Origin of the sequence: Streptomyces phaeochromogenes (assembly GCF_001418655.1) — a bacterium.
GTDB classification, from domain to species: domain Bacteria; phylum Actinomycetota; class Actinomycetes; order Streptomycetales; family Streptomycetaceae; genus Streptomyces; species Streptomyces phaeochromogenes.
In genome coordinates, this window is the sequence record NZ_LIQZ01000275.1 from 1 (window position 1) to 5,896 (window position 5,896).

Annotated in this window: 5 protein-coding genes; 3 read left to right on the plus strand and 2 right to left on the minus strand. The window is 68.3% G+C overall.

Going from position 1 to position 5,896, the window contains the following annotated elements:
• Positions 1-450 precede the first annotated feature (450 nt).
• A complete protein-coding gene (locus tag AOK17_RS31935; RefSeq protein WP_055616056.1) occupies positions 451-975 on the plus strand; it encodes a universal stress protein in 525 nt (174 codons plus the stop codon).
• 235 nt (positions 976-1,210) lie between these two features.
• Positions 1,211-1,780 (plus strand): acetate uptake transporter, encoded by a 570-nt coding sequence (locus tag AOK17_RS31940; RefSeq protein WP_055616057.1) that lies wholly within the window; start codon positions 1,211-1,213, stop codon positions 1,778-1,780.
• A gap of 111 nt (positions 1,781-1,891) precedes the next feature.
• On the opposite strand, the gene glmS is transcribed toward AOK17_RS31940, so the two are convergent.
• Positions 1,892-3,709 (minus strand): glutamine--fructose-6-phosphate transaminase (isomerizing), encoded by a 1,818-nt coding sequence (gene glmS / locus AOK17_RS31945; protein WP_055616058.1) that lies wholly within the window; start codon positions 3,707-3,709, stop codon positions 1,892-1,894.
• A 113-nt stretch (positions 3,710-3,822) separates the two neighbouring features.
• Complete coding sequence (locus AOK17_RS31950) at positions 3,823-4,080, minus strand: hypothetical protein (protein WP_055616059.1); 258 nt, start codon at positions 4,078-4,080, stop codon at positions 3,823-3,825.
• A 163-nt stretch (positions 4,081-4,243) separates the two neighbouring features.
• Here AOK17_RS31950 and AOK17_RS31955 point away from each other — a divergent pair, with 163 nt between their 5' ends.
• Complete coding sequence (locus tag AOK17_RS31955) at positions 4,244-5,818, plus strand: purple acid phosphatase family protein (RefSeq protein WP_055616060.1); 1,575 nt, start codon at positions 4,244-4,246, stop codon at positions 5,816-5,818.
• Positions 5,819-5,896: the final 78 nt, after the last annotated feature.

Consider the following 5,896-nt stretch of genomic DNA (forward strand, 5'->3'; position numbering starts at 1 on the left):
CGTGACCGGCCATGAGTGTCTCGGCGTTCGGATCGTCGTGGGTGGGACGCCAGGTGCTGCGGAGCTGTGTCCGGGAATCATCTTCCCAACCCCATACCCCCAAGGGTACGGCGGCACGCCTCCTCTGCCCAGATCCCGCTCTCGCCGCGGGTGGGCGTGGGAGGGGGCTGGTCGCGCAGTTCCCCGCTCCTCTATAGGGGAGCCTGTACAGCACCGGGGCTTCCTTGCTGGGTGAACGCTGTGCAAACCGCCTGTACGGGGCAGCAACCATTGCGTTACGGGCGTCCTCTCGTGCATGCTCCCTGGAACCCTCCCGCGGCGAGAGCGGGATCTGGGCAGAGGAGGCGTGCCGCCGTACCCTTGGGGGTATGGGGTTGGGAAGATGATTCCCGGACACAGCTCCGTAGCACCTGTCGTCCCACCCACGAGGATCCGAACGCCGAGACACTCATGGCCGGTCACGAATTCGAACCCGCGGACCGCAAGCGCCCCGTCGCCGATCCCACGGCGGCCGAGCCCTTGGCGGCGGAAGAACCACGTCAGTCCTGCGATCCCGCCTTCAAGCACGGCGTCGTCGTCGGCTTCGACGGATCGACATCGAGCGAGCGCGCCCTCGCGTACGCGATCGGCATGGCCTGCCGCTCGGGCTCGGGCCTGATCATCGTCCACGTCGCCAACCGGCTGCCCACCACGGTGTGGGCGGGCTGCGAGCCCCCGGTCTTCGTCGACGTCCCCGACCACCGCACCGAGGTGCTCGGGCTCGAACTCGCCTGCGCGGAGTATCTGGCCGAGGTCCCCTGGATCCTCGTCGAGCGCGGCGGGGACATCTGCCACGAACTCGAAGAGGTGGGGCGGGAGTACGAGGCGGACGCGATCGTCGTCGGATCGACCCACGGCATCGTCGGGCGCATCTTCGGCTCCGTCGCCGGCCGGCTCGCGAAGCGTGCGCAGCGCCCGGTGGTCGTCATTCCCTGATCGGCCTCCGGCCGCTCCCCGGCCGACCGCCGATCGCCTCTGTTTCGACCTCTGTTCGAACGCCTTCGGTGTTGTCGTTTCGCAACTCGGCGTTGTCCCAGGTGAGATGAGCCGCGGGCGAGGTCAACTTCCTTTACGTGTCGGGTAAATCTACTCGCGCGTAGATGTGTTTGTGCGCTTGTGAAGGGCATATACCGGTCACCGCACAACAGCACATGCACGAAGGGAGCCCGCCGTGGACAATGACGTCTCCGCGGGAAGCACCACCTGGACCCTCGGCCACCTCGCACTCGGACTCACCCTGCTGGCCTTCGGCCTCGGTCACACCGAAGTGATCGACGGCGTCACGGCAGCCGACTCCGTCTCTCTCGCCATCTATGTCGGTGGCATCGCCCTCTTCGTCGCCGGCCTCATGGCCTTCCGCGACCGCGACGCGTTCACGGGTACGGCGTTCGCCGGGCTCGGGGCCTTCTGGTTCACCTGGGGCGTCGGTGCCGACGCGCAGGTCTCCGACAACGCGGCGGGGCTGTTCCTGCTGCTCTTCGCGCTCGTCGCGCTGAGTCTGACGCTCGGGGCGTCCGCCTCGGCCCCGCTCACCAGGGGTGCGTACGGGCTGTTGTTCGTGGCGATGGTGTTGCTCGCCGTGGCGCAGTTCGGTGACTCCGCGGCGCTCGCCAAGGTGGGCGGGTGGTTCGCGGTCGTCGGCGGGCTGGCCGCCTGGTATGCCGCGACTGCGGCGCTGGCTCACTGGCCTACGGCCATGCCGCGTCGTGCTGCCGGCCGGGGCGTGACGGCAACCGGCTAACTGGCAGCCTGCCGGGGTTTTGGGCGGCCCCGGCGATGAGAACGGACCCCCCGTGTCTGGTGGCAACACGTGGGGGTCCGTTCCGTTCGTCCGACCTCTGCGGGGGCGGGCCTACTCCACCGTGACCGACTTGGCGAGGTTCCTCGGCTTGTCGATGTCCCTGCCCAGGGCCAAGGCCGTGTGGTAGGCGAGGAGTTGGAGGGGGATGCCCATCAGGATGGGGTCCAGCTCGTCCTCGTTCTTCGGGACGACGATGGTCTGGTCGGCCTTCTCCTGGCACTCGTGGGCCACGGCGAGGATCTTGCCGCTGCGGGCCTTGATCTCCTCCAGCGCCGCGCGGTTCTTCTCCAGCAGGTCGTCGTTCGGGACGATCGCCACGGTCGGCAGCGCGGGCTCGATCAGTGCGAGCGGGCCGTGCTTCAACTCCGAGGCGGGGTAGGCCTCGGCGTGGATGTACGAGACCTCCTTGAGCTTCAGCGAGGCCTCGCGGGCCACCGGATAGCCGCGGACCCGGCCGATGAAGAGCATCGAGCGCGCCTCGGCGTACTGCTCGGCGAGCTTCTTGATCTCGTCCTCCTGGTCGAGGATCTCCGTGATCTGGCCGGGCAGCTTGCGCAGGCCCTCGATGATCCGCTTGCCGTCGGAGACCGACAGGTCACGGGTGCGGCCCAGGTGCAGCGCCAGCAGCGCGAAGGCCACCGTGGTGTTGGTGAAGCACTTGGTGGAGACGACACAGACCTCGGGGCCCGCGTGCACGTACATGCCGCCGTCGGCCTCGCGGGCGATGGCCGAACCGACCACGTTCACGATGCCCAGGACCCGCGCGCCCTTGCGCTTCAGCTCCTGCACGGCCGCCAGGACGTCGTACGTCTCACCGGACTGGGACACCGCCACGTACAGCGTGTCGGGGTCGACGACCGCGTTGCGGTAGCGGAACTCCGAGGCGGGCTCGGCGTCCGCGGGGATACGGGCCAGCTCCTCTATCATCTGCGCGCCGATCATGCCCGCGTGGTACGAGGTGCCGCAGCCCAGGATCTTCACGCGGCGGATCTGGCGCGCCTCGCGGGCGTCCAGGTTCAGGCCGCCCAGGTGCACGGTCGAGAAGCGGTCGTCGATCCGGCCGCGCAGCACGCGGTCCACGGCGTCGGCCTGCTCGTGGATCTCCTTGTGCATGTACGTGTCGTGGCCGCCCATGTCGTACGAGGCGGCCTCCCACTCCACGGTGGTCGGCTCGGCCGTGGTGCGCGTGCCCTCGGTCGTGTACGTACGGAAGTCGTCGGCCTTCAGCGTCGCCATCTCGCCGTCGTCGAGGGTGACGATCTGGCGGGTGTGCGTCACGAGGGCCGCGATGTCCGAGGCGACGAACATCTCCTTCTCGCCGATGCCGAGGACGACCGGGGAGCCGTTGCGGGCCACCACGATGCGGTCCGGGAAGTCGGCGTGCATGACGGCGATGCCGTACGTGCCCTCGACGAGCCGGAGGGTCTCGCGGACCTTGTCCTCCAGCTTCTCGGCCTGGGAGCGGGCGATCAGGTGGGTGAGGACCTCGGTGTCGGTCTCGGAGAGGAACTCGACGCCGTCGGCCTCCAGCTTCTTCCGCAGGTCGGAGGCGTTGTCGATGATGCCGTTGTGGACGACGGCGACCTTGTTGTCGGCCGACATGTGCGGGTGCGCGTTCACGTCGGAGGGGGCGCCGTGGGTGGCCCAGCGGGTGTGGGCGATGCCGGTGGTGCCGGCGAAGCGCTTGGGGACGCGGGCCTCCAGGTCACGGACGCGGCCCTTGGCCTTGACCATCTTCAGCCCGGCCGTCTTCGGAGACGTCACGACGATGCCCGCCGAGTCGTAGCCGCGGTACTCGAGGCGCTGCAGGCCTTCGAGGAGGAGCGGTGCCACATCACGCCTGCCGATGTATCCCACGATTCCGCACATACGTTCTTCGGTTCCCCTCTGTCGGCCGGCCGCGCCGAAGCGGCTCCGTCGTGACCGGCTCTGTCGTTCTGTTCGGCTCTGTCGTTCTCTTCGTCCGGCTTTTCGCCCCGTGGTCAGCCGTAGACGATGCGGCGCAGTTGTCTGAGCGTGAGCTCGGGCGGTGCGACCGCGCGGTACTTCAGGTCCGCCGCGATCCGTTCGAAGATCGTCGAGTTCACCAGTCCCTGAGCCTGGAGCTCGCGGTGGCGGCGACGGACGTAGTCGTCGGTCGCCTCGTCGAAGTAGGCGAGGACGTCCTGGATCACCCGCAGCGCCTCGCCCCGGCTGAGGGGCGAGGAGCGCGTCAGATGATCAACAAGTTCGTCGTGCACCCGTCGATCCTGAGGTAAAGCGCTGGCAATCGCAAGAATCCTGCCCGATTTCGGGCACGAGGCTGTTGAAACTCTTATGGGAGGCTGTTTGGGGCCTGTTCATCCTGTGGTCCGCGGTGCGATGGTTGCCAGGAGCACCTTTTCGGCCATGGACACTCCACGCATGGGCGTACCGGAGAAGCTCGCCGCGCGCATGAGCATGGCCGAGCAGCACGAATACCTTCGCGCCAGATTCTCGCGGCGCACGATGATCAGAGGCGGCGCCGTCACGCTGGGCGCCGTAGCGGGCGGGGCCTTCGTGCCCGGCGCCGTCGCGCAGGCGGCGACGAAGACTTCCGTACCGGCGCAGACCGCCGCGCGCACCGAGAGCGTCGACGGCGCGCTCGTCGCCCCCTTCGGCCGCCACCTCGCCTGGGGCAGCGACCCCCGTACGGAGATCACCGTCTCCTGGCAGGTCCCGGTCGCGGTGAAGCAACCCTTCGTCCGCATCGGCGCCCACCCCTGGGACCTCTCCCACAAGATCGACGCCGAGGTCCGCACCCTCTTCACCCCGGCCGGCGTCGGCGCGAGCGGCAACCACACCCAGTACTACGTGCACGCCAAGCTCACCCACCTGCGGCCCGGGCGGACGTACTACTACGGCGTCGGCCACGCGGGCTTCGACCCGGCCGAGGCGCACCTGCTCGGCACGCTCGGCACCTTCACCACCGCCCCCGCGCACAAGGAGCCGTTCACCTTCACGGCCTTCGGCGACGAGGGCGTCGGCTACCACGGCCTCGCCAACAACAGCCTGCTGCTCGGCCAGAACCCGGCCTTCCACCTGCACGCCGGCGACATCGCGTACGCCGACCCCGCCGGCGCGGGCCAGACCGCCGACGCCGGGTTCGACTCGCGTGTGTGGGACCAGTTCCTCGCGCAGACCGAGTCGGTCGCCAAGTCCGTCCCGTGGATGCCGGCCTACGGCAACCACGACATGGAGGCCTGGTACTCGCCCAACGGCTACGGCGGCGAGGACGCCCGCTGGAACCTCCCGGACAACGGCCCCGACAAGAAGAACCTGCCGGGCGTCTATTCCTTCGTCTACGGCAACACGGCGGTCATCTCGCTCGACGCCAACGACATCTCCTTCGAGATCCCGGCCAACCTGGGGATCTCCGGCGGTACGCAGACGAAGTGGCTGGAGGCGCAGCTGAAGAAGTACCGCGCCTCCAAGGACGTCGACTTCGTTGTCGTCTTCTTCCACCACTGCGCCTACTGCACCTCCACCGCGCACGCCTCGGAGGGGGGTGTGCGCCAGGAGTGGGTGCCGCTGTTCGAGAAGTACACGGTGGATCTCGTCATCAACGGCCACAACCACCAGTACGAGCGCACGGACGTCATCAAGGCGGGCAAGGTCACCAAGAAGCTGCCGATCGGGGGTACGGCGTATCCCGAGACGGACGGTGTGGTGTACGTGACGGCGGGGGCGGCGGGGCGGAGTCTGTACGCGTTCACCGCGCCGGTGTCGTACGAGGGGCACGAGAACGAGGTCGAGTCCGTTGCCTCCTTCGTCAATACGAAGGAGGGCAAGGTCGATGAGACGGTTGTGTGGTCTCGGGTGCGGTATCTCGACTATTCGTTCCTCCGTGTCGATGTGACGCCGGCGTCGAAGGGGCGTACTGCCACGTTGAAGGTGCGGGGGATTGCCGAGACCGGCGAGGAGGTTGACCACTTCACTGTGGCTCGGCGGGTTCGGTGAGGTGAGGGTGGGGCGGAGGGTGCGGGTGAGTCGGGGCTGGGTGCGCAGTTCCCCGCACCCCTAAAAGCCAAAAGATTG

Excerpts from the sequence above, each read along its gene's own strand:
- AOK17_RS31955 (WP_055616060.1), top strand. The coding sequence starts at position 4,244 with ATGGGCGTACCGGAGAAGCTCGCCGCGCGCATGAGCATGGCCGAGCAG.
- glmS (WP_055616058.1), bottom strand. The coding sequence starts at position 3,709 with ATGTGCGGAATCGTGGGATACATCGGCAGGCGTGATGTGGCACCGCTC.
- AOK17_RS31935 (WP_055616056.1), top strand. The coding sequence starts at position 451 with ATGGCCGGTCACGAATTCGAACCCGCGGACCGCAAGCGCCCCGTCGCC.